We start from the raw sequence: 21,891 nt of genomic DNA, 5'->3' as shown, positions 1-21,891 counted from the left end.
AGCCATTTAGACGTCCATACATCCAAACAAAAAACTAAACTGTCTTCGGTGGATTAACCGTGTATCCCCGCACTGACGGCGAATACCGGGTACAAAACTCGCGCAGACGCTTATTGGCGGCTTTCCTTCCCGCGTTTTCCTGCCTGAATGAAACAGGCTCGGCGTCAAATGCCGCTTGGTAGACTCTGGCGTACTCTCCTGCGATCCTTTCCCGAATGTGCGGGGGTAGTGTTGAAAGCTGCGCATCAATCCATGACCGGTCATCACGCACGTATGCAGCAGGCATGGCTGATCCAGCTAATTCATCCGGGTGCATAAACTCCCCCGTTTGGCGCTATTGCAACGGGTTCAATCCCACCCCAAAGGACCTGGCCTCATTCGCTCGGCTTTCAAACCGATATCTGCCAGTGTTTCAACAGATTCCAGATAAGTGCGGGATACGATCATTGCTTCCGGAGGTGCCAGCTGAATGCCGAGGAACGCCAACAGCTCAGCGATGTCTCGAAAATAGCCGTCGTTTTTCCACCTGCTGACTGCAGATTCACTGACGCCTCGATGTTCGGCAACGGCCTTCTGCCCTACTGAAGCAAGCCGGTTGAGCAAAATCCCCTCCATCTCAACCGGGTTGAAAATCGGAGGATCTAACTTTCGTGCGATTGCGTTGTTTTTCATCAATAATTAGCCTGTAATTTTGGTGAGTCCTTAAGCAGCACCATTCGTTTTGAGATAGCGATGGGGGTACAAAATTTGCATTTCTGTTATCTGACCCTCGAAAAAAGTTGATAGTCGCTCAGCCACTTCCAGTGATGGGATTTGCATACCTCTCTCAATGCGACTGAGGTTTCCCACATCAAGATTGATTGCTGTTGCGACATGCTGAAGGGTTAACCCTCGATGTTTTCGTATGTCCCGTAATGGGGTTTGCACAATTTGCATTTAGCTGCCCTCTGATTGCGTATTCCGCATAATATTTCACTAAAGGAAATTGCGCAAGTTGATTTGTACATATCGCAAATCTGACTTGTAATAACCGCATGAATATTGGAAATAAGATAAGAGCGCTACGTATCTCGCGTGGCCTGAAAATAAGTGACCTTGCTGTCGCCGTAGGGGTGGACAGCGCAAACATATCTCGACTGGAGACAGGGAAGCAGAAATCATTTACTGAACAATCACTTAATAAGATTGCAAAAGCTCTTTCTATTGACGTCAGTGAATTATTTACTGGCACTCCTGATGAAAATACTGTTTATAATAACAGTACTGAACCATCTAGGAGGGAGGGAGCAATGATGTATCGTGTTGATGTCCTCGACGTCTCAGCAAGTGCGGGGCCGGGATCATTTAATGTCAGCGATGTTGTCGATGTTATACATTCCATAGAGTACGACAATACTCACGCCAGTACGCTTTTTGGAGGTCGCCCAGCCTCTTCAGTAAGAATGATCAATGTTCGTGGGGATAGCATGTCTGGCACTATCGAGCCCGGCGACTTAATCTTTGTAGACATATCCATCCATAACTTTGATGGGGATGGTATATATGTCTTTGGTTTTGATGAAAAAATTCATGTCAAACGATTACAGATGGTTCCCGATAAGATTTTAGTACTTTCTGACAACGTTAATTACAAAGAATGGTGCATTGATAAAAGCAATGAATCTCGCTTTTACGTCTATGGCAAGGTAATGATCAGCCAATCACAAGCTTTCAAACGACACGGTTAACTCTCATCCTCTGCAGTAAATGAACCGCCATGCCTGGCGGTTTTTTTTCGCCCGCCCTCACTAGTTGCAATTTACGCAAATATTTTGTTTGCGCATTTCGCATTTTAATTTTATATTCCTCACATCGACAACATAACCGTCATCGGCACGAACACCGCCGACGCTCTTTAACATTATGGAACGCACTGCAGGCTTACCCCCGCGCCCTGGCTGAGTATCAGCGTCGGACATGGAAGGATGGCAGGCTCTTATTCTTCTGCGGGAGATCGAGAGTCAAGAGTTAACAAAGGGGTTGGCTGATAAGCAGTGGTTGAAGCGTCACGATGATGTGACGAGCAGCGTTTTTACACTGTCGCTTTCAGTAAGGCGGCAGCAATAAAACCACTCAGGGACCACGTTCGTGAAATGGTCACCTCCTTGAAAATAAGAAGGATATGCAATGTTCGACTTAATTAAGCACTTGGTTAAAAAAAATATTCATCATGCTGTTTCAGATAATGGAAATATTACCGTCACTCACGATCTGGACCTGGAAGATGTTAGCGAGGTCGACGCTTTGCCGGACAATCTGAACGTGGGCGGCTGGCTCGACCTGCGCGGCACCAGGGTGAACGCTGGCCCGGCGTAATGGGCAATCATCTTTGATTATGTAGGTTTGGCGGTTATCCGGTCTTCAATCTAATCCAATGGAGGAGCGGAGATAATGTTCTGACGGGTAACCGCCCTTTTTATTACGGGCACAGCAGAAGGACATCAAATGTTTCAACCAAATGCAGTACCAACTTTTATAGACCTGATGCGCGTCACTCGTGGTGTGCAGGCTGTCAGGAAACCCAAAATCCTTTTGGTTTTGCGTAAGAGCTGGATTGGAAAGCTTCTGACGCAGAAAGGCAATCCACTCTGAAAAAAAGGAAACTTTATGTCTGAAAATAAATGTACACCATTCAGCCAGCAACTGGCCTATATCAACCGTGGCACACTTGATAGTGAATTAACTGAAACTTTAGCTGAAGTGATCAAAGCTGTGCGTGAAACAGGTAAAAAAGGGGCGGTAACATTAACCCTTAACTGTTCAATGCTAAATACTCGTGACGAAAACACGATGAAATTAACGCCTAAGGTCACACGTTCTGTTCCGGAACTGGACCGTGCAGACACTATCATGTTTTCAACCGCTGACGGCGACCTGCTTCGCGATGATCCAAGCCAGACGCAACTCGATTTGCGTGTAATTGATAAACCAGAACAATCTGCAGCTCCTATCAAACTGCAATCCAACCAGTAAACTTTCCCATCAATTAAAAGGAATATTCAATGAAAAATATTGAAGGCTCTGTTGTTTCAGAAATTCGTGACCTGGCGGCAATCAGCCTTGTACCAGCCACAGAAATTCCGGCGATTGCTTTACCAGATAATTATTCTCTGGAATCGCTGGAAAGCCATCAGCTCTCACCATCACGTATCCGTCAGCGCGTGCGCCTTATCTCTCCATCCTCACTGATTGCATATATCAGTAAATTTAAGGATGAGCGCTCAGTTGTTTTCGCTGACAAAGAGAATACAAAAATTGTAGCTGTACTTGATTATCACGAGTCAGCCGCTGCAGCTAACTGGGGCGAACATAAAGCTGTTTATGATTGCCCGTTCTCTGAGGATTGGAAAGAGTGGGCAAGCCGCGACAAAAAGGCAATGGGTCAGACCGACTTTGCAGAGTTTCTTGAAAACCATATCCAAAATATTGCACCCATCAGTGATGACTACAAAGGTCCGTCAGGCACTGACCTGCTGGAAATGGTTTTGGCATTCCAGGAAACGCGTAAAGCTGAGTTTAAGTCGGTTCGTCGTTTGCAGGATGGCACTTTCCAGATGTCTTACAGCGACGAAAAATCTGGCTCTGGTAACACCTCTATGCCGGAAAAAATCAGCCTAGCTATTTCCCCTTTTCATAATGGAGCTCCATATCAGGTTGATGCGCGAATTCGTTACCGTCTTCGCGAAGGTCAGCTGGTCCTCTGGTTTGAGCTAATTGAACCGGCAAAAATAGTTGAACATGCCTTTCAGGAAATAGTGACCGATCTGGAAACACAGTTGACTGATGTTCCAGTATTTGAAGGTTCTGTCTGATTAATGATCTAAGTGTTGTTTTATGCGCCACATAATGTGGCGCATAGCAAAGCATTTGTTCTTAATGGAGGTTTACGATGGCAAGTTTAGGCCAGCTTTATAACAACAAAGATTCAGGACTCACTACAAAGAAAACGTTTATGGTTCCGTTGGCTGAAATATACGCCGAAGAAGGCTATAACGTTCGTGAGTTGAATATACCGCACGTTGAAGAATTTCGGGACGCTTTTATTTCCGGTGAATATCTCCCGCCTTTAGCCGTAGAAGTAACTGAACGCGGTGTAAAAGTCATCGACGGCCACCACCGTTATTATGGTGCTCTAGCGGCTGTTGAGATGGGGCATGAAATTGTTCGCCTTGAGTGCAAAGATTTTGTAGGTACTGAAGCAGACAAGATTGCCTTCATGATCACCAGTTCCCAGGGCCTTGCATTAACACCGCTTGAACGCGGTATCGCTTATATGCGCCTGCAGAATCAAGGATTCAGTAATGCGGAGATTGCCAAAAAGGTTAAACGATCAGAATCCGATGTGCTTCAACACATCCAGCTAAACGAGTGCTCTCCATATCTTAAAAGCCTGGTGCGTTCCGGTTCACTGAATTATGCACTGGCAATTAATATCTCACGTGAACACGGCGTTTATGCTGACCGCGAAGCGGCGCGGTTAATGAAAAAGGCCGAAGACGCCGGTAAAACAAAAATCACAAAGAGCATCGCCAAGCCCCAGTTCAACGCAGCCAAAGCGCGGCGCGTTCTGGAGTTACTATGTGACGCAGAGTTCAGTAACACCAACGGTGAATGCCTGATCCTCACTGATGGCACCTCAGAAGAGATTAATCGTATCCTTACTGAGTACCGTCAGGGCATACAGACTGATCCAGCACTCACCAGCGGCGAACAACAGCCTTGTCAGACCACAGATGAATCATCTGAAGAGTGTTTACCAGTGCTTAAAATGGACCTCATCAATAAAAGCGTCCAGCTATGGGCGTGTGCTGCAGCCGCGTTCGGTGACAAAGAAGAGTTCACTTTCTTTGAGTCAAAGTTTGCCCACTCTTGGTTAGCCGACTCTTTTGAACATCCGACAATTGTAGTTGTAATGCCGGAGATCATCCTTAAGGCCAAACATCTGATGGAGAAATATCTGGATTCTAAAGAGCTTAGATCATGGCTCGAAAGCAGTGTATGTGCCGCTGAGGAAATTGATCATGTTCACGAACGTATGATTGATGTCGCCAATGAGGCTATGGGGGATGACAAAAGCCCCATAAAAAATATGGCTGACTTTATTTCATTAATGAAGGGTACGCCAACAGACACCTGGTTCAATATCAGAAAGCTCCGCGCTGCCGTTTTTGCTTCCATAGATACTGAGGTCAAATAAATGAGCTGGATTACTACTCTCTCGGGGAAACATTTCAATTTCCACGACATTTCTCCCGATGCGATCTGCATTGAGGATATAGCCGGAGCACTGTCAAAAATTTGCCGTTTCACGGGCCATATTCCTGAGTTTTACAGCGTGGCGCAGCACTCAGTTCACGTAAGTTATCTGGTACCACCAGAGTTCGCACTGGAAGCGCTGCTACATGACGCTGCAGAGGCTTACTGCAACGATCTGGCGGCACCACTTAAACAACTACTGCCCGATTATCAACGACAGATTGAAGAAGTGGAGGTTGTTATTGCCGCTAAATTCGGAGTCCCTTTTCCCATGAGCTCAGCTGTTAAGCATGCAGATTTGGTCATGCTGGCTACAGAACGCCGGGACCTTGATTTAGATGACGGAACACCATGGCCGATACTGGAAGGTATTGAGCCTGCTTATTTTATCCTGTCCCCTCTAAACCCTCGCCAATCATTTGTGCTTTTTCTTCAGCGCTTTGCCGATCTTAACAGGAGTAGATGATGGAAGAAATCCAGTATACCCGCTCCGGCGAAATCCGTTGTTGGTCATGCATGGAGTGGATGAGCAACAACGAGTTCTCCAACGCCGATGGATACTGTATCCACTGTGATGCAGAAATTGACGCCACCGACATGCCTTACACACGCGCAGTAGAACCATCATGAATAAGTCATTTGAGGCCTGGATGCGGCGTCGTTATGGGAACCGCTACGACCTCACCCGCGATATGCATGGTTATTACTGTCGAGAAATCGTGAAACGCATGTTTGAGGTGTGGTGTGAGTGTAAGGGGGAAACATCGTGCAACCGCTGACAGATAAACAGCAGGCAACGCTGGAATTTATCCGGGCATACATCCATGAAAACGGTATGGCACCGACCAACAAAGAGATCACTGCCGGCATGGGATGGGCTTCAGCCAATAATGCACAGTCTCATTTGCAGGCACTGCAGCGCAAAGGCTGGCTCAAGATACGGCGTGGCGCAAGCCGGGGCATTGTAATCACCGGCAGCGCCATCGTGGATATTCCCGACGTTAACAGCGGTGAATACTGGTTTGACGGGGTATTTCAGCATCTGCGTTACGAGCGGGATGTGTATAAGGTTATCGAAGCGGCGGGACTGAAGGGGAGGAGCAAATCATGCTCACTGACGAATGCGTAAAAATGAAGACCACTATCTGCATTGACCAGATCAAGCTCGTTGCTGCGATTAGTTTTGAACTCTCACGCCAGTATCCCGGTGTGACTGTAGACGCTGATCAGTTCAACACCATCATTGCTGCGTCGAATAGCATTAAGTCTGCTTACGATGGTACAGAAGTTGAAGTCAACGAAGAGGATGGTGAGTTATGAGCTGGTCTGAGGCTTTTTTCGGAGCGGTGTGTGTAATCTGCCTGGCACGTATCTTCATCGCTCTTTTTAAATAAATTTTATCGGGAGGTTTTGAATCCAATGAACCATTTAATGATTGACCTCGAAACAATGGGAAATAAGCCTGCTGCGCCAATTGTCGCGATCGGCGCTGTATTCTTTGATCCACAAAGCGGCGAGCTGGGCGCAGAGTTCTATGTTGCCGTTAACCTCGCCAGCGCCATGGCTCAGGGTGCTGCCCCAGACGGTGACACAATACTGTGGTGGCTGAGGCAATCAGCAGAGGCTCGCGCCGCGATTTGTACCGACGATACCAGGCACATCGCCGAAGCTCTGTCCGAACTGAGTTCGTTCATCAGCCGTAACTCTGACAAGCCGCGTTACCTGAAAGTCTGGGGCAATGGTGCCAACTTTGACAACGTGATTATGCGTTCAGCCTACGAACGTTCCGGCCAAACCTGCCCATGGCAATTCTGGAACGACAGCGACGTGCGCACCATGGTGCTGCTCGGCAAACAGCTTGGTTTCGATCCTAAGCGCGATATGCCATTTGATGGTGTAACCCATAACGCACTTGCTGATGCAAGACATCAGGCTAAATACGTTTCTGCAATCTGGCAGCGACTGATTCCGGCTAAATTAATGGATGGAGTGACTTATGACCAAAAGTGATTTTATGGAAGAGCAGGAAGTTTTTGACCTGCTCAAAAAGAAAAAAACGGCTGTCTGGCGTTTACGGAAAGAATGTGGTTTTCCTGATCCTGTTCTAACCTATCCGTCACGATACAGCCGAAAAGCAGTAATGAAATGGATAGACGAAGGCGGCGTCAACCGAGTTGTTTAACATGCCAGAATATCTTGTCGGCATAAAGTTCATACGCTTCCTTTTGTTCCACCAGCCAATCGTGTTTGTTGTACACCGCCATAACCCCTCCAAGCTCATGCCCCAGCATCTTTTCGGTGACGTGGGGCATGACCCCCTCCCCAGATAAATTCGTTACCAGTGAGCGTCTGAAATCATGCGTTCGCCACCCTGGTATATCAATTACATCCCTAAGCTTTTTCATGTACAGATTTGCAGATGAACGATCAATTGATTTGTCCAGCTCCTGACCGGGGAAGAGAACGTCATTATCTGAACTAAGTAACCTTTCGATATAAGGCTTAACCTGGTCGAATACAGGTCTACGAATAAGGTTTCCCATCTTCGAATGCTCTGCTGGAACAGTCCAGATAAGGTCATCCATGTTGAATTCGCCAGCGGTAGCCAGGCGGAGTTCTGACAGCCTGGCCCCCCAGAGTAACAGCAGCTGATGCAGGACCTTGTTTGAAGAAACGATCTTGTTGTTTTCCAGGGCCAGCCATATTTTTGCCAACTCGGTATAGGTGAGCACCCGACTTCCTACATCTGGTTTCTTTCCAATGGTCTTCACGCTGAGCTTAAGAACCTCACAGGAAGGGATCAACTGCCGACTGATACACCAGTTCATCACAGATCGTAGCTGCAGAAGCAATACCCTGGCCTTTTTACCGTTTTTCTTCTCCTGCTTATCGAAGAACCTCACCCATGCAGAAACAGGTATGTTAACAACTGGCGCGTCTGGAAATTCTGTGTACATGGTGTTGTACACAACTGACTTGTACAACGTCTGTGTATTAGGCTTCAGGGTCTCAACATACTTGCCCCACCACTGATCCAGACACTCTTTAAGAGTGAGCTCACCATCTTGTTTAGCAAAATAATTTTTTGGGTTCAGCCCCTTGAGATACAATTCGCGCATCTCGCCGACCACAACACGCGCCTCTTTCAGAGATGTGGCAGGATAACGACCAATAGAAAGACGAACGGGTTTACCGTTCCAGCGAAAACGAAACTGAAATGTAATCGTTCCGTTTGGGGTAATACGCACGCTGAGGCCGTCACCATCTGTGACTTCGGGTGCACCACTGTAAGGTTTGTCATTGATGCTGCGAAGTTTGGTATCACTGAGGGCCACGGCTCTGTATCCTGTACACAATGATTTTATGCATTCTGTACTCAATCTGTACGCAATGGCAAGTGAACTAAATGGTTTTCTTTGCGGAAACACATGAAAGAACAGGAACTAAAAGAAACAAAAGGCTTGATGGTGTGCGGACTCTTGGGATAACATGCAATACGAGACGAACACTTGAAAATCTGTTAGCTCTACGTCCTCTTAGTTAAATGGATATAACGAGCCCCTCCTAAGGGCTAGTTGCAGGTTCGATTCCTGCAGGGGACACCAGACTTCTTCTCTTTAGAAAACGCCCCCATCATTTAAACCCCTTAAAAATCAACATCAGGTCATTAATGACGGCTACCCCCCTTTGCCTTTTCTCTGCTCAATTACCATTGATTGTTTAACGGCTATGGCTATGCTCTTCAGACAAATGAATGAACACCTGCGAATGCGTTGTAATCATGACCGGCCGGGTATAGGTAATTGGCTGCATCGAATGCTTCAGATATTTTTTATTTAGATGCATTCTGTTTTATTTCTGCATAACGGGCAGTTAGTTGCTTCAGATGCATCTCCAGCTGAGCTTTGGCAGCAGCAGGCAGAGATTCGCCCGCGGGATTTTGTGACAATGCCCTTAGCTGCTCTTCAGCCGGTATCGATTGGCTGAAAGACTGCATGGCTGAAAAAACGACTGACTTCAGCTCACTGACCGTTATGTATTTACCTTTCTGCTCATCAAGCCCGTTAAGTCTGTCGCTGAGTGTTTGTAGCGTTGTCATTCCCTGATACCAGTCAGCAAGATGTTCTGTCGGTAATGCAATCGCATTGAGTTGCTGCTGCCAGTTTTGTGCCAGAGGTTTAGCCTGCTCTGGCGAAAGCACCTGCGCCTGTTTTACAAGCTGTCGACTGAAGTCAATATTCCAGTCAGGCGGCAACTTATCCAGCCGGGCAAGCTGCCGCTGTGTCTGTGCGATAAGATCCTGCGGTAACGGAGTCTGCTGACGCAACATCCCCAACTGTTCAGACGTAAGAGGTGCAGGGAACGGAGCCAGTGAAGCAGCAAGCTGATTCTGTAGAGGGTCTGGACGGTGTAGAAAATGCCAGCTCCACACTGAAACTATGCTTATTACCAGCATGGTACACATCCCGGCGGAGAAGGATTTCCATTTTTTTATCGGAGTGGGCATAGCTGCCAGCACTTCCACATTCGGCTGCTGTTCCGGCTGCGCAACGTAAGCCCTCTTCACTGCACTCTCTGACATATCTTCATCCGGACCACCAGCAAAGTCTCTGGTGGATGCTGTCGCATCATTCATCACGGTGGCTGGCAGCACAATACCTGGCTGAATGTTTGACCCGGTACTATCGCTGTTTTCCAGCCGGACAGCACTGTTGTGCATCAGGGTACGCAACGTATCGAGCTGGCTCAGATGTTTAAGCTCCAGACGCTGCAGTACCTCTCCGAGTCCGGTAAGCAGTTGCTCCGCCCGGTACAGCTGGCTGAGGTCGCTGTAATTCAGCGGGAGTGAACGCATTCGTTGCTGCAGGCGCTGACTCAGACTGCTGAGGATTTCCATCCGGGCATGGACTGGCTGAGGCCACAGAGCCCCCCACTGATGGTTTATCAGTGCCTCAAGTATCGTCAGCCCTTCATTGAGCCCAAATAAGCCGGCCAGTTGCGTACGGGCCAGGGTGTACCAGGCCGCAGTCTGTAACTCCACACCGTTCTGCTCGAAAAGTGAGAGACAAAGTTTTTCGACATACTGCCAGTTCACATCCGGACGAGCCGGATGTGTCAGCTTACTCAGTTCATGACGCAGGGTGGCATAGTCCGGTAGCGTGCGCGGGTCGCCGCCGGTTTTGATTTTTCGCGGGTTGATGTCATTCATGACCAGTTGTCCATTTGACGTATAAGGAGCTATTGAAAGTTATTGCTTATGCGGCTTGGCTTTCTGCATATTCGAGACTCTGCAGATACTGTAGCGCCACCGGGTCAGCAATATATTCAACCTGCCCATGATGACGCTCAACCTCATCGATTATCCGGCTGAGCTCGACCCGGAAAAAACCTTACGCTGCTTAAATCGCCCATTAATATTGATTAATGCTCTTACCGCGACATAAATACCCCAGGCAATGACGCCAGGAATAACCAGAATAATACCCGCAGCATTGTCATCTTTTTTTCTTCGTGTCATGTTTTATTTCTTTTCTTTCTTATTTTTATCCTGACGATTTGATCTGAATAACGGGAAGAGAATCTCTGCTCTATCCGACTAATACTGATTCCCTGAGCAAATCGGTAAATGAGTATATCCGGGCTTACTGGCCATATAGAGGGGAGCGCATGTGGGCTGTCGGGGTTGGGTACTGACCGGTTCGTCGTTTTCTGCAACACTTTGCGGCTCCTGCTTTTTCGCAGTTGTCACTTTTTTCGACTTAGCCTTGCGGGTGGAAGCAGATGGTCTTACCGGATTGCTGGCTGCTGAGGAACCATACCCGGAACAGAATCGCTTCGACTGACTCAGACTCCCGTCATTACAGACAAAGCGTCCATCCGATGTGCAGTGCGCTATACCGCCTTTTGAACCTGAGCAGGGCTGTCTTCCACGTGCAGCATCGGCCTGTGCCGTAAACAGTATCCCTGAGACCAGAATAAAGATTAATTTTCTCATTTCCATATCCGTAATTTATTTCGTTATTTTGTCGCTCTGTTCTCCGTCAGCCATTAACTGTTTCGCCAGGTAATGATGCAATCACAGACAGGCAAACAAACGATTACTCATTCCGGCTCCGCTATGGAAGGAGCGCCAGAATCAAACCAAAAAATGTGCTCTCATCAAAACCCTGCCCGGAAGGGGATAAAGCACCAGGCGGAGTAAAGGTCCAGTTGTTCAACGTGCCTGACCGCATAAATAATCGCCCCAGAGGCGTCACGACGCCGCCATTATGGAAGGTCGCTTCCAGACACCCGGTTACACCCTGACCATACAGGAATATCGGCACAAATTTTACAGACCGGTCGTCTATATGCAGAACGAGGGCGGTAATCTCAAAAGTCCCGTTCTCCACCAGCAGATCTGTAACGGATGTACTGTACACCTCCACGCTTAGTCCGGTACCTTCCAGCCACGCGCTCATCTGCTCCTGAAGTTGCGTCATTCGCAGGCGAAATTCTGTAATATCAGCTTGAGTCTTATTGAGAGATGACGCAGGAGCAGGTTCTCTGGTCTGCAATTTTTCGAGAAACTGTGATTTTAATGACATGATGCTCTCTGACCTTACAGACGGGATTTGGTATCGAGATACTGCTGTTGTTTCAGGTGTCTGAGCATCACTCGTCCCTCCGGCATAAACTCAGTGCCATAGCGCACCAGACCAATACCGCTAAGTTCTGCATCTATGGCGTAGCGGAGTTCACCAGGAATTTCCTGATCAAGCAGTAGCACCTCAATAGACTTCAGGCGCGGCTCATATTTCAGCAAGACCGCAGACAGCGTCGACATCAGCTTATGTGCGGTGCCGGGAAGCCCCTGTAGAATTGTGGTCATATCCGGCAGGCCATAGTCCGGCAAATGCGCTAGCGTGCCTGCACGGCAGTTAAGGATCCGTTGCATGTTGTCCAGAACTGACAAAATGATCTGATTTTCTTCACTGATATGCTGAAGGTCGAGATCACCGACAAAATTGCCATAAAGCATCTCGCATAATGAGGGCGAATTGCGCGGCATGATCAATTTCCCTCATCAGGAGCTATGTCAAACACGCTGCCGCCATCATCCCTTTCCAGCAGTGACCAACGAGCCGGGTGCTTCTGACCATGCTTATCTTCATACTGCGGCATAATCTGCCCCACGCGGGTTTGGGTGTACTGCGTCGCCCCGTTAAAAATGGCTGCCCAGCGGCCACTGAACGGTGCAAAAGCGCCGCTCCAGCAGTTAATACGTTCCCTCTCTTCCTGCAAAAGTTTCTTTTCACGCTGTGGCCAGTTATAAAGCTCTTCCGGTTTCCCCTCCGGAAAAAAACCACCCGGCGGCACATCGATATATTCACCTTCGATACGACGGATCAGTGTCCAACCTGTTTTGGCCCATTGAGACTTTTTCCAACTATACTTACTTTCTCCACTTCTGCTGACATAATTACCTCTTTCTAACCCCTGACGTGCTGATGCGGGTTGCCCATAATCAGCAGGAATAAATCTTGCTGGTGCGAAATCTATATCAGGTAGATAGATACCAGTTTGAGTTGGAATCTCACCTAATTCGATTCGAACTGACTGATCAAGCTCATATCGTGGAATCGAGTTTGGAATATCATCAAAGGTATAGACCCCCTCACCATCATAAGTTAAGTCTCCTTCACTCCAGGAACCTCTGATTGTCACAGATAGCCGCTTATCTAATTCTGCTGCACGACTTTCAATCTCAAATATTTTTGCTATCTCTTCTTCCGTCATCCAACCGTCCCAGCATTCGGTAATACCTTTGCGAATATCACTCATAGTATGACCGATGTTAAATGCCCTGATATCATTATGGGTACGCAAAATAAATGCTTCTGTATACCGCTCTCTGGCGGATCGAATATTTGGCATCACCCGATTCCCCCACACTATATCGGCCTGTTGCCAGAGAGGGAGTTTACGGCTGTTTAACGGCATCTCCCGCAGGTAGCGGGCAAACGCTGCTTCATGAGCGTCAATATAGGCAATAATCGCATCGCGAGTTGCGGCGTAATGTTCCGGAGAAATAAATTTATCCAGCAGATAGCATTCCTGAGGATGTAATACAGCCATTATTTTTTATCCTTTGGTTCGTACCAGTTGTGGGTATTTTCCAGTTTCGGCAACCCCAGATACGGATAAACAGGGTCATTAGTGGTATCACCATATCCCCAGCCTGTTTTCTGCCGTGGCCCGGTGTACTTTTTTTTCAGTTGTGACGGGTCAAGTACAATTTGCACTGCTCCCCCATCCAGCGAATACTCAAAAGCCTCACGATTAATTTGAGTACCCGCACGTCCCTCCCAGACCTTTAATGGCTGACCTGGTGGTATGATATAGGTCACATATTCACCGTTTTCATTCCAGCTCTTCCACACAGCAAAACGCCGCCGCCAGTCACTTTTGCTGGTTAATTTGTCGAACTCAGACTTACGCATCCAGCAGATATTGTTATCACTAGAGGAAGGGTCAACTACACGATAAAGAACTGTACCAGCGGGGATTTCAGCAGCCTGCATAGATTCGTCGAAAGTATCGTACTTACCTCTTAATGCCGGATTCTTGCTTGTTTCACTTATATCCGGCCACCCTCGGACAATATCAGCATCCTGATTGAATTTGGATAGAGCTTCATATTTGGGTTCCTTCGCCCCAACATCCACCCAATCCGGCTTCTCACGCTTGAAATACTCTACTTCTGCACCAGCTCGGGTCGCACCGTAGAAATGAGCGTTCTCCCCGACATGTGCACGAAACGCATTATCTCCTTCTACTCTCAGACGATTCGCAAGGCGCTCCAGAATGTCGTTCAGTGGTTTCAGCGCTTTCGCCAGCATTGCATTCGCTTTGCTGCGCACAGAGACCAGCGTTTCCCACAGTGCAGCGACAGGACGTTGCAGGCTGGATGGCCCCCAGTTGGTTACTGTATCGAACAGACTGCGCGTCACTTTCATCAGCTTGTCCATCACCTCAAGCAGCGCCGATGTACTGAGCATGCCTTTCAGTTCATCAATTTTGCCTGCCAGATAATGATAGGGATTGTAGATACAAAGCGTTCGTAACGTACTACGAACCGCAGGAGTATCCAGAAAACGGTTGAGCTGTGCGATACTCCCGTCCAGCAGGCGACTGTAGTTACCCGCCTTGCTCAGCTCGTTAAAATGGGCTTTGCGCACGGACAATAACATCACTTTGGCACTCCCCTTGACCAGCGAGCCCAGCGTCGGGAAGCAACCGACCAGCGTCAGACCAAGGCACACCCACGGCCAGACCTCAGTATCATTTTCTTTTATCTTTTTGCAGTTGGCGATAAGGTCACGGACGTCGCAAATCTGATCCACCAGAGGGATCATTGAGATAACCGTTCCGGTAACGATCTGCCCGGTCGTCTGCTGTTCGTTAAAGTCGCCCTGAAGCGTTTCCCACAGCCACTCTCCGGATGCTTTGGCTTTATCTGCCAGTTCGTCATACCAGCTTTGTGGTGGGGACTGGTAGAAAGCCAGAGCGTGCTGAAGTTCCTGATCTATCATTTTTATCCCTCCCTGACGCTGGTTTTTTCCAGCAGTAAATCCCACGGTGCCCAGGGCTTTTCCGGCTCAGGCGGTGGAAGCTGGTAAGTCACGGTCGCTGGCTCAGACGGCACATTTTTGTGCAGGGCGTATCCCTGCTCATCCAGTACGCCAGCGAGTTCGCTGCCACCATCGAAATGAAGGGTATAGGGGGCTTTCGGGATAGCATCCTGCCCGTCAAAGAAGTTAAGCGCGAGGTCGTGTTCTCCCTTGCCGGGCAGATAAGGCAATTTTACCGTCTGCGACTCCCCACCTTCCGTATCCAGTCGACTGGCCTTACGGGTATAGGTTCCCGCCGTCTCGTATTTGATTTGCCCCTGCTCAATGAGGATGGAACTCCCCCCACCCACCAGACGTATTCGCTTCTTCCCGGCCAGTAGCATCTCGCTGGCAGAGATGAGAGTCAGTTTCTGCTCCGCACTCAGGTGCATCATCCCGTTCTGCGCCTGAAACTGGACCGGCCCCTGAGCCGAAATCAGGCTCAGCTTACCGTGTTGGGCAAACAATCCCACGCTGTCGCCTGCCAGTCCGGTGATATGCCCCTGGGTCCCGATACTGATATCACCACCGGCATTCAGGGCAATATTGTCAGTGGCCGCCAGCTGCAGGTGCTCTGCGCTGGTAAAAGCCATCCCCTCGGGGGCTGAGAAGTGAAGCATCTCATTGAGAGTTTTCAGCCGTGCGGCGAACATCGCCTGCTGGCTGGCGATATCAGCTTCGAGGGCTTTCGCCTGCCGGGTGGCTGTGGCCAGCCCCTCGATTTGTACGCGGACGGCCTCAATTTCCCTCAGAGCCTCATCCATGCTCAGCACATCGCCTTCGCCATGCACTTTGCCATCGGCGATGACCAGCAGCCCTTTTGCCACACGGATAACGCCGTACTCATCGGTGCGCAGCTCGAACCCGGTTCCCCGTGGCTCGTTCTCTGCATCAACGATGTGGCCCTGGTTCAGTGCCGTGGCCCCGAACGGGGTACTGAGCGCGATATGTTCACTCCTGCGCTGGTCCTCCATCCTCAGTTCATTCTGGCCTGCTGTGCGCAGGATGTTCTGACTGCGGTTATCGCGGGTGACCACGTCCGGGTGTTCAGAGTCATGGAACGCATGGGCGATGTACGGGCGGTCCGGGTCAACGGTAACGGCGACGGGCAAGCATGCCCGCAACCAGCAAGACCACCAGAGTCAGGATGGCTTTCCCGGCAACCGGCCAGGTCAGGAATCCCCATACCAGCCACAACACGGCGGCAAGGCAGAGCACTACCGGCAGAGCAGCCCGGACGACTGTTTTTCCACGCATCAGGGCTGCTCCGGCAGTTGCTGGCGCAGCAGATCCTGCAACCACAAATGACCACCCAGCCACACCACACCGGTCAGGATCACCGCCAGCACAATCCAGAACCAGACGGATCGCAGCAGGTTATAACGACGGCGACCGGTCTTCTGAACCACCAGTGATGTCCCGCTTTCCAGCGGTGGCACTCGCTCATTCAGGGCAGCGATCACTTCATCGCGCTGAGACTGTCCCACCCCGGAGAGGCTGTATTGCCCCTGAAACCCCAGCGCCAGCACCCGCTGGTAGCAGGTTAGCACCGCAGGCTCCGGCGCGGGCTGACGCAACACCTCCGCGATACGATCGTACAAGGCTCCGCCCGCTCTCAGGGAGCCGAAGTAAACCGCCTGCAGTGGCGCAGAACGCCAGGCTCGTTGCCCGGCATCAAGGGGCATATTCAACGCACCAAGGGCACTGTCGCCGGATACTGCCGCTTGCGCATTTTCCGCTTGCTGAGCCTCCGGCTTACGGTTCATGACGGTTTCGTCCAGCAGGGCGCACTGGGCATAAGTGATGTGATCAATACTTTCAGCACCCAGCCCGGCGCGCCCTAGCGCCTCGCGTACACTTTCCACCTGCGCTTTGCAGGCCGCATACAGTGCAGGGCCATCTGTCACCTGTCCACCGTGACGTAATTGCGCCACGGTTAGCCAGGTCTCCGCCATCAGGGTATCAATGTCGATAACCTTATTCATGAGCGCAACACCGCAAAAAGTTCAAGCTCCAGCTCGCCGAGCAGGGATGGAACATAGAATACGCACACCCCCTGATCCAGCATTTCGCGAGCCGCATCACTCTCCATATCCAGTACAAAGTACTGGTTCTCCAGACGCACCGGCAGTGCAGCCGGGACACGGCTCAGGGCAATAAGACTAATTCCCTCGACGGCGACGCCGGATACTTCACCGACATTCGCCGGAGCACCGGCAATACACATCTCTGCGAACCGTTCGGCAATCTGCCATGCCGGCTGACTGGCTCGTACGGAAAGGTAAAAATCCGCTTCATCGCGCAGACGAATATCATGCAGTACCGCTTTCCAGGTTTCCGGATCCAGACGATCCATCCTGACCGCGACCACTCGTGACGGCAGGCTGGCCTCCAGCAGCTCACTGATGAGGTCAAACAGCGGCGGGAAGGTTTTTTCCGGCGCGCGGTGGTCATATCCCGGAATGGCATCCAGATCGTGCTCAAGCGAGAAGGTCAGCATACTGCCGGCAAGACGCGCCAGTTCGGCCCAGACCTGCTCAGGATGTCTGTCAGGGAAGCGCTCATACTCAGATAGCACCCGTGCATGCGAGTTCAGAGCATTCAGCAACCAGAACAACGAAACGTCAGCGACCGCAAAATCGGCCATTCTGTCGTTGCTTTCACGACGCATGGACATCAGACGCTGACGACGGGAGCGCAACTGGCGATTCAGCAGCGCAAGACGTTCACACAGATTACGACTTGCCGAGAAGAGCGCCATCGGCGGGATAAAGTCAGGATCCTGACGCCAGCCCCCCTGCCCGTCCTGTAACAGACGGGCAATGGCGCAGGTATCCCAGGCACCGTTGTCTTCATGTCCGAAACGGAATGCCAGATTAAACCGGGCCACCGCCATCGACTCTTCTTCCTGACCGAAGCGGTCGGCGATTGTCTCCCAGGCTTCCCGATAGCGCAGCGGGCGCTCTGCAGGTAGCGTGTCTGTCTGTACATTCACGATCCCGGCCTGCATCACCGGTAACGCCACATAAACTGTCACCGGGACATTGCCGGCAGAAGCCGGTGCCTCGATTTCACGTGGCTCCGGAGGCAGGTCACTGAATCGGGTATCAACCAGTGTGTCATCCGGTAACCAGAGACGAAGTGACTGCGCCTGCACGCGGCCGGAGGCCAGCATCGCGTCATCAAGCTCAACCCGACCAACACCCCAGGGGAAAGCATTTCCACGGGCGGCAATACCAGCCCGGGAAAATGCATCCCATTCAGACTGCTGCTGGAACTGCTGAGGGGCCAGAAGCGCCCCTTCATTCCATAACGGACGATAAATTTTCACCCTGATTTCCCCTCGCCTCAGGATTTGGCTTTCGGCATCTGTGAAACCAGCGACAGGTTGACGTCCATCCCTTCCACCTGGAAGTGCGGCACCGCATAGAGTTTCACACGGAAGAAGCCCGGATTATCCTCAATGTCTTCCACCACCACCTTCGCATCGCGCAGCGGATGAGAAGCCTGCAGTTCATCGCCCGGATCGGTCATTTCGGTCACCAGACTGCGCACCCAGGTATTCAGCTCCAGCTCCAGCAGACGGCGGTCCTTGGTGGTGCCGATGTTTTCACGCTGAATCAGCTTCAGATAGTGCGCAATACGCGACAGCAGGAAGATGTACGGCAGACGGGCATTGATGCGGCTGTTGGCCGTTGCATCGGCGGTGTCATACAGAGCCGGCTTCTGGGTCGAGTTTGCCGAGAAGAAGCACGCGTAATCGCGGTTCTTGTAGTAGGAAAGCGGAATAAAACCCAGATTCGCAAACTCAAACTCGCGGGTTTCCGGAATCATCACCTCACTCGGAATTTTCACCTGGTTGCCGGTACCCAGGTCATACAGATGAATAGGCAGATCCTGGACGGCACCACCCGCCTGCGGGCCCCGGATTTGTACACACCAGCCGTTGTTGATGAAGCTGCGTACCATGTTGGATGCAAAGGCAAACGAAGCGTTGGTCCACAGGTATTTGTCGTGATCCGGGCCTTTCACTTCTTCCACGTAGTTAAAGCTACGAACCGGTACGGTGTCCGGACCATATGGCAGACGCCCCAGCACGCGTGGCATTACCAGACCGATATAGCGGGCATCGTCCGTCTCGCGAAAGGATTTCCACTTGATATACTCCGCACGGTCAAAGTAGTTACCGATATCCCTGATGGCTGCCACTTCTTCCATTGAGTCCTTGAGGAAGAATTTCGGGCCGGCAGAGCCGATAAACGGCATATGCGCTGCGGCAGACACTTTTGAAATGTTGCGCAGCAGAGCAACATCCTGCGCAGACGCATCAAACTCATAAGCGGAAATCAGCGCGGCAATCGGCTCACCGCCCGGGGTGTCATACTCATCGATATAGGTCTGTTTATACAGTCCGCTCTGGATAATTTCCGGGCTGTCTTCGAAGTCCTGACGCAGGTCTTCTTTTGACATATCCAGCAACTCCATCTTCACGTTCTGACGGAAATCGGTTTTGTCGACCAGGGATTTCACGCCGCGCCACAGGCTCTCCACCGCCTGGAATTCTTCGCTGTGCATGACCGCATCCAGCTGACGGCTAATCTGGTAGTCCAGCTCCGCGATATGGTGATCAATCAGGTTTTTGTCGAGTTTTTCAACTTTTGAGCCCGCTTTCGTCAGGCACTCCAGGAACACCTGCATCCCCGCCGTTAAACGTTCATCCGCGGTCGCATCCGACATCGCCTGTGCGTCCTGCCAGATGTCCAGCGCACTCAGCTCAGAGACCGGGTTCAGGTTGATTTTTTCAAACAGGGAGGCATAAACCCCACCCGCAGCAGGACGTTCCAGCACCACGCTTTCACCACCAGCCGCATTCTCATTTTTTACAGACATCAGCATCTTCCTTTTTAATCCGTTAAATCATCGTGACCGTTATGGCTGCTTAGGTGCCAGGGCTGAAAGTTCGGCTCTGAGTTCTGCGCTTAACGCCGGGTCGAGCAGAATTTTTTCCAGCTCTTTTCGGAAATCCTGATTGTCCAGCAGGTTCGCTTTCAAATCGCGAAGCAGGTTGCGCATGGAAAGCATCGCCTTCAGCTGAGGAATTTGCCGGGAGACCTGTTCAGGGGTGAAATCTTTCATGCTCCGGAAGGTCAGTGAAACACTATTTTCGCTACCATCACCGGCAAGTGTGTTTTTAACGGTCAGATTAACTTTTGGGGAATATTCGGAAAGAACTGAGTCGAAGTTATTTTTGTTCAGGCTAACTTTTTTGCGCTCAGTCAGGGGGGCAGATTCCTGACCATTACTGAAGTCGCCCGCCACCAGCAATTTCAGGGGGAGCTCAGTTTTCTTGCTCGCTCCACCCGTATGCAAATCAAGCTTTAAATTAATACGTGCCTTTGGTATTTCGGACTGAAAGGAAGAGTTAGACATGGCTGTCCCTAATCTATTGAGTGATAGAAACCGTCACAGCCAGTGTCAAATTTTAAGAACGGCTTACCCTGCCAGAAAACATTCCTGCTTTTAAACATTAATCACAAAGCAGAACCTGCGGTCAGAAGCGAGTACATTCCATTTACTGGCGATATGACGCGGTGTAGAAACGTGAATACGGAGATTTATTTTTCAGATAAACACCCATGGCGCGAGTTTAAAAATAGTGGGCCAATTAAATGAAATGATAAGATGTAACAAAAAGTAACAAGGAGGTCTGTCAGGAATAAGATCATATCGATCTGATATATAAGAGTTTTCTTAACACCACCGCTCACACACGCATGATATCTGGGATTACCAAATGTTTCAGTCGACTCTTCACTCCAGGAATAAGCACAAAAATGTCATATGGCTAAAAAGTGCGGTTGATGATTGTTTAATAGAATTGCGTCAGAAATGGATGACGAAACTTAACCTAAACAGGCCAGCCTTAATGATAATTTATGTTAATGGTTTATGGTGCTATGATGCGCTATCCATAGCGCCTGCTGTCGCTAAGACGGTCAGCGACTTCCCCGCCGACACGCCGAAGGCGTCATACCATAGACCTGACGGAAGCGATGGCTGAAATGCGCTGAAGAGTGAAAACCACACTGAAGAGAAATCTCGGTCAGCGTCAGGTCGGGCCGATCAAGCAATGTTCGCGCACGATCCATACGACGACGCATCACAAACTGGTGCGGCGCTTCGCCAGTGGTATGACGGAACATGCGGGCAAAATGAAATTCACTCAGCGCCGCTTCCTGCGCCAGCACCGCCAGGGTCAAAGGCTGGTCGAGATGGGTTTCAATAAAGTCGAGAATCCGCCGCAAGACTGCCGGAGCCAGTCCGCCCCGTACCTGTGGCAATGGCCATTTAACCTCACTGTATTGCTGCAGCAGATGGGTAAGAAGCAGGGTTGATGCACTGCTCAATATCAGCTGACTGGCGGGCTGTTGCCAGTCGCTGCTTAGCAGGAAGTGTCGATAAAGCTGGGTAATGCGGTCATCAGCGGAAAAGACTTTCTCATGCAGATTTAACTGCGCCGGGCTGCGATCCCAGACCTGTTCGGCCAGATGCCGCAGCTGATTCTCGCTGCAATAGAGATGAACAAAAGCGAGGTCGGCACGCAAATCCCAGGTGGATTCCTTGCCTGCGGGCATCAGACAGAAGCGATCCGGGGCCCCACCGTTGCGCCAGCCGTGCGCTGTTTTATGCCAGGTATCGTAGCCCCCCGCCACATAAAGGCTCAGCGTGTGATGATCGCTCAGATTGGTGACGCGATCGCCACTATTAAACCAGGCGGCCAGTTGAATGCCATTATTGAGGTGTACCTGATCGCGCAGTTGTGCTTTGTGGCGTTGCAGCATTTCAAAGGTTTGATAGGTACGCATGGGGTATCAGTTCAGATAAACAGAAGGCCAGTTTACGGATTGCCGGGGACAGAAAACAGGTCACATCGGGACAGAGG

At 50.3% G+C, this 21,891-nt stretch carries 28 protein-coding genes, 1 tRNA gene and 1 pseudogene; 12 read left to right on the top strand and 18 right to left on the bottom strand.

Annotation, left to right across the window (positions count from 1 at the left end; genetic code table 11):
• Positions 1 to 348 precede the first annotated feature (348 nt).
• Together F3I44_RS00950 and F3I44_RS00945 are read right to left on the bottom strand one after the other, a co-directional pair.
• Complete coding sequence (locus tag F3I44_RS00950; RefSeq protein WP_150019176.1) at positions 349 to 672, bottom strand: CII family transcriptional regulator; 324 nt, start codon at positions 670 to 672, stop codon at positions 349 to 351.
• 30 nt (positions 673 to 702) lie between these two features.
• Positions 703 to 927: a helix-turn-helix domain-containing protein gene (locus F3I44_RS00945; protein WP_150019284.1), complete on the bottom strand. Its 225-nt coding sequence runs from the start codon at positions 925 to 927 to the stop codon at positions 703 to 705.
• 107 nt (positions 928 to 1,034) lie between these two features.
• Here F3I44_RS00945 and F3I44_RS00940 point away from each other — a divergent pair, with 107 nt between their 5' ends.
• From F3I44_RS00940 to F3I44_RS00895, 11 genes are all read left to right on the top strand, one after another.
• Positions 1,035 to 1,727 carry a S24 family peptidase gene (locus F3I44_RS00940; protein WP_150019175.1) on the top strand — a complete coding sequence of 231 codons (693 nt, stop codon included), beginning with the start codon at positions 1,035 to 1,037 and terminating at the stop codon, positions 1,725 to 1,727.
• Between the two features lie 439 nt (positions 1,728 to 2,166).
• A complete protein-coding gene (locus tag F3I44_RS00935) occupies positions 2,167 to 2,355 on the top strand; it encodes a hypothetical protein (protein WP_150019174.1) in 189 nt (62 codons plus the stop codon).
• 291 nt (positions 2,356 to 2,646) lie between these two features.
• The gene (locus F3I44_RS00930) at positions 2,647 to 3,012 is read left to right on the top strand and encodes a hypothetical protein (RefSeq protein WP_150019173.1); all 366 of its coding nucleotides are present in this window, start codon (positions 2,647 to 2,649) and stop codon (positions 3,010 to 3,012) included.
• A 29-nt stretch (positions 3,013 to 3,041) separates the two neighbouring features.
• On the top strand, positions 3,042 to 3,851 hold the full coding sequence (locus F3I44_RS00925) for a YfdQ family protein (protein ID WP_150019172.1): 810 nt from the start codon (positions 3,042 to 3,044) through the stop codon (positions 3,849 to 3,851).
• Positions 3,852 to 3,928: 77 nt separating this feature from the next.
• Positions 3,929 to 5,236 (top strand): DNA-binding protein, encoded by a 1,308-nt coding sequence (locus tag F3I44_RS00920; RefSeq protein ID WP_150019171.1) that lies wholly within the window; start codon positions 3,929 to 3,931, stop codon positions 5,234 to 5,236.
• Positions 5,237 to 5,761 carry an HD family hydrolase gene (locus tag F3I44_RS00915; RefSeq protein ID WP_150019170.1) on the top strand — a complete coding sequence of 175 codons (525 nt, stop codon included), beginning with the start codon at positions 5,237 to 5,239 and terminating at the stop codon, positions 5,759 to 5,761.
• On the top strand, positions 5,758 to 5,925 hold the full coding sequence (locus F3I44_RS23850; protein ID WP_190286060.1) for a hypothetical protein: 168 nt from the start codon (positions 5,758 to 5,760) through the stop codon (positions 5,923 to 5,925). Before F3I44_RS00915 ends, F3I44_RS23850 begins: the two co-directional genes overlap by 4 nt.
• 136 nt (positions 5,926 to 6,061) lie before the next feature.
• Positions 6,062 to 6,424, top strand: coding sequence for a LexA family transcriptional regulator (locus tag F3I44_RS00910; protein WP_150019169.1), 363 nt, complete (start codon positions 6,062 to 6,064; stop codon positions 6,422 to 6,424).
• Positions 6,403 to 6,615, top strand: a complete 213-nt coding sequence (locus F3I44_RS00905; RefSeq protein ID WP_150019168.1) for a hypothetical protein — start codon at positions 6,403 to 6,405, stop codon at positions 6,613 to 6,615. The genes F3I44_RS00910 and F3I44_RS00905 overlap by 22 nt, the downstream gene beginning before the upstream one ends.
• 99 nt (positions 6,616 to 6,714) lie before the next feature.
• Entirely contained in the window at positions 6,715 to 7,305 is a 591-nt protein-coding gene (locus F3I44_RS00900; RefSeq protein WP_150019167.1) for a 3'-5' exonuclease, read from the top strand.
• On the top strand, positions 7,292 to 7,477 hold the full coding sequence (locus tag F3I44_RS00895; protein ID WP_150019166.1) for a DNA-binding protein: 186 nt from the start codon (positions 7,292 to 7,294) through the stop codon (positions 7,475 to 7,477). Before F3I44_RS00900 ends, F3I44_RS00895 begins: the two co-directional genes overlap by 14 nt.
• On the opposite strand, the gene F3I44_RS00890 is transcribed toward F3I44_RS00895, so the two are convergent.
• A complete protein-coding gene (locus tag F3I44_RS00890) occupies positions 7,461 to 8,630 on the bottom strand; it encodes a site-specific integrase (RefSeq protein ID WP_150019165.1) in 1,170 nt (389 codons plus the stop codon). The genes F3I44_RS00895 and F3I44_RS00890 overlap by 17 nt on opposite strands.
• A gap of 195 nt (positions 8,631 to 8,825) precedes the next feature.
• On the opposite strand from F3I44_RS00890, the gene F3I44_RS00885 reads away from it, so the two are divergent.
• A tRNA-Arg gene (locus F3I44_RS00885) sits at positions 8,826 to 8,900 on the top strand.
• Between the two features lie 227 nt (positions 8,901 to 9,127).
• Here the strand turns inward: F3I44_RS00885 and F3I44_RS00880 are convergent.
• The 15 genes and pseudogenes from F3I44_RS00880 to F3I44_RS00815 form a co-directional block, all read right to left on the bottom strand.
• Positions 9,128 to 10,504, bottom strand: a complete 1,377-nt coding sequence (locus tag F3I44_RS00880; RefSeq protein ID WP_150010640.1) for a VasL domain-containing protein — start codon at positions 10,502 to 10,504, stop codon at positions 9,128 to 9,130.
• Between the two features lie 46 nt (positions 10,505 to 10,550).
• A pseudogene (locus F3I44_RS24210) lies at positions 10,551 to 10,682 on the bottom strand (GIY-YIG nuclease family protein); the annotation flags it as partial.
• Positions 10,655 to 10,813, bottom strand: a complete 159-nt coding sequence (locus tag F3I44_RS23650) for a hypothetical protein (RefSeq protein WP_156085415.1) — start codon at positions 10,811 to 10,813, stop codon at positions 10,655 to 10,657. The pseudogene F3I44_RS24210 and the gene F3I44_RS23650, both read right to left, overlap by 28 nt.
• Before the next feature lie 78 nt (positions 10,814 to 10,891).
• Positions 10,892 to 11,290, bottom strand: a complete 399-nt coding sequence (locus F3I44_RS24205; protein WP_150010642.1) for a hypothetical protein — start codon at positions 11,288 to 11,290, stop codon at positions 10,892 to 10,894.
• Positions 11,291 to 11,411: 121 nt separating this feature from the next.
• A complete protein-coding gene (locus F3I44_RS00865; RefSeq protein WP_150010644.1) occupies positions 11,412 to 11,882 on the bottom strand; it encodes a hypothetical protein in 471 nt (156 codons plus the stop codon).
• Between the two features lie 14 nt (positions 11,883 to 11,896).
• Positions 11,897 to 12,346: a type VI secretion system baseplate subunit TssE gene (gene tssE / locus F3I44_RS00860; RefSeq protein WP_150010662.1), complete on the bottom strand. Its 450-nt coding sequence runs from the start codon at positions 12,344 to 12,346 to the stop codon at positions 11,897 to 11,899.
• 2 nt (positions 12,347 to 12,348) lie between these two features.
• Entirely contained in the window at positions 12,349 to 13,413 is a 1,065-nt protein-coding gene (locus F3I44_RS00855) for a type VI secretion protein ImpA (protein ID WP_150010646.1), read from the bottom strand.
• The gene (locus tag F3I44_RS23645) at positions 13,413 to 14,870 is read right to left on the bottom strand and encodes a hypothetical protein (RefSeq protein ID WP_223811640.1); all 1,458 of its coding nucleotides are present in this window, start codon (positions 14,868 to 14,870) and stop codon (positions 13,413 to 13,415) included. The genes F3I44_RS00855 and F3I44_RS23645 overlap by 1 nt, the downstream gene beginning before the upstream one ends.
• 2 nt (positions 14,871 to 14,872) lie before the next feature.
• Entirely contained in the window at positions 14,873 to 16,060 is a 1,188-nt protein-coding gene (locus F3I44_RS00845; RefSeq protein ID WP_223813000.1) for a type VI secretion system Vgr family protein, read from the bottom strand.
• Positions 16,038 to 16,205, bottom strand: coding sequence for a hypothetical protein (locus F3I44_RS00840; protein WP_190286011.1), 168 nt, complete (start codon positions 16,203 to 16,205; stop codon positions 16,038 to 16,040). The genes F3I44_RS00845 and F3I44_RS00840 overlap by 23 nt, the downstream gene beginning before the upstream one ends.
• Positions 16,205 to 16,933 (bottom strand): type VI secretion system protein TssL, short form, encoded by a 729-nt coding sequence (gene tssL, locus F3I44_RS00835; RefSeq protein WP_150012443.1) that lies wholly within the window; start codon positions 16,931 to 16,933, stop codon positions 16,205 to 16,207. The genes F3I44_RS00840 and tssL overlap by 1 nt, the downstream gene beginning before the upstream one ends.
• Positions 16,930 to 18,279: a type VI secretion system baseplate subunit TssK gene (tssK, locus tag F3I44_RS00830; RefSeq protein WP_150012445.1), complete on the bottom strand. Its 1,350-nt coding sequence runs from the start codon at positions 18,277 to 18,279 to the stop codon at positions 16,930 to 16,932. Before tssK ends, tssL begins: the two co-directional genes overlap by 4 nt.
• A 17-nt stretch (positions 18,280 to 18,296) precedes the next feature.
• Positions 18,297 to 19,844, bottom strand: coding sequence for a type VI secretion system contractile sheath large subunit (tssC, locus tag F3I44_RS00825; RefSeq protein ID WP_150012447.1), 1,548 nt, complete (start codon positions 19,842 to 19,844; stop codon positions 18,297 to 18,299).
• A gap of 33 nt (positions 19,845 to 19,877) precedes the next feature.
• Complete coding sequence (gene tssB, locus F3I44_RS00820) at positions 19,878 to 20,378, bottom strand: type VI secretion system contractile sheath small subunit (RefSeq protein ID WP_150012449.1); 501 nt, start codon at positions 20,376 to 20,378, stop codon at positions 19,878 to 19,880.
• 566 nt (positions 20,379 to 20,944) lie between these two features.
• Complete coding sequence (locus tag F3I44_RS00815; protein WP_150012451.1) at positions 20,945 to 21,814, bottom strand: helix-turn-helix domain-containing protein; 870 nt, start codon at positions 21,812 to 21,814, stop codon at positions 20,945 to 20,947.
• Between the last annotated feature and the right edge of the window lie 77 nt (positions 21,815 to 21,891).

Origin of the sequence: Pantoea sp. F_5 (assembly GCF_008631595.1) — a bacterium.
Classification (GTDB): domain Bacteria; phylum Pseudomonadota; class Gammaproteobacteria; order Enterobacterales; family Enterobacteriaceae; genus Pantoea; species Pantoea gossypiicola.
Note: the sequence above shows the minus strand (reverse complement) of the source record. Positions and strands in the feature narration are given on the sequence as shown.